Annotated in this window: 1 protein-coding gene; it reads left to right on the forward strand. The window is 33.9% G+C overall.

What is annotated here, in order from left to right; translation table 11 throughout:
* Positions 1-137 precede the first annotated feature (137 nt).
* A complete protein-coding gene (locus tag HC733_RS22530; protein WP_190367199.1) occupies positions 138-488 on the forward strand; it encodes a hypothetical protein in 351 nt (116 codons plus the stop codon).
* The last annotated feature ends 219 nt before the right edge of the window (positions 489-707 follow it).

The following is a 707-nucleotide window of genomic DNA, read 5'->3' on the forward strand; positions in this document are numbered from 1 at the left end:
TAAAAATGCCCTAAAATAACAACTCACACCCAACTAAACGATTGAATCAAAATAGGAACTCAGTTATCGTTTGTTGATTACAAAAACAGATTTGAAACGAGTTATTCTACAGGCTCGTTAGCTATTTCGGGGGATTCATGAACTGGTTAGAACTTTCAGATAATGAAATTATGAAATTAGTTACTCCTATAATGAATAACCTCATGGATGCTTCTTCTGAAATTGATCATGAAAAACATGTACGTGATTTCAGTGAAAACATGAAGAATATTGTTACCAAAGAAGAGCTAGAAAAACAGTGTAAGATTTATCAAAAAACTCTAGGTTTTTTTACCAAAAGAGAGTTGGTTGGGATTTTTAAAAAGAAAGGTGATGTAAGAGTTTTTTGGAAGCAATGGTATTCAAAATCAGATGACGAGTTTCTTGCATTTGTTCACATTGTTCAACGCAATGGCAAACTGGAAGTAGTTAATGCTTCGGTATCGTAGTATAAATAGCTAACAAGCTGTTAAACAAGGACAAAATACAGTTGGCTTTTGCTCCTTCGTCGCTAATTTTAGCCAACTATATTTAGTCGATTCTGAAAATCTCGGTTTTTCAAAAAACTGAGGTTGTTCAATTTGGATTGCCATCTTTAGAGTCGGTTAACCATCTAACGTTATTGTTGTTGATTTTCACGTGCCAATGGCGCACATAGCCAACATAAA

The organism is Pseudoalteromonas sp. S16_S37 (genome assembly GCF_014694405.1).
Classification (GTDB): domain Bacteria; phylum Pseudomonadota; class Gammaproteobacteria; order Enterobacterales; family Alteromonadaceae; genus Pseudoalteromonas.